The sequence below is a fragment of the Candidatus Regiella insecticola LSR1 genome, assembly GCF_000143625.1.
GTDB lineage: Bacteria > Pseudomonadota > Gammaproteobacteria > Enterobacterales > Enterobacteriaceae > Regiella > Regiella insecticola.
Genome location: NZ_GL379692.1, coordinates 1 through 243 on the forward strand (window position 1 = coordinate 1; position 243 = coordinate 243).

Annotated in this window: 1 protein-coding gene; it reads right to left on the minus strand. The window is 54.3% G+C overall.

Annotated elements, in window-relative coordinates; translation table 11 throughout:
• Window positions 1-243, minus strand: a 243-nt coding sequence (locus REG_RS09490) for a PAS domain S-box protein (protein ID WP_006705440.1), incomplete at both ends; no start/stop codon positions are given.

Consider the following 243-nt stretch of genomic DNA (forward strand, 5'->3'; position numbering starts at 1 on the left):
AATAGCGTTTCTCAAGCGAGTAAGTACTGATCTCGTTTCTCAGCAGTTGCTGCAGTTTTTCCAGATCGGTGTTGAGATCGAGCGGATAGGTAATGTCCTGAAAGGTGCGATCCATCAGCTCGCGCTCGGAATAGTGTAACATTTCGCAGATGCGCGGATTGACCCGCAGCCAATACCCCTGCAGCGACACCAGCGCCATCCCTACCGCCGCCTGGGCGAAGGTCTGTTCGAACAAGGCTTCCG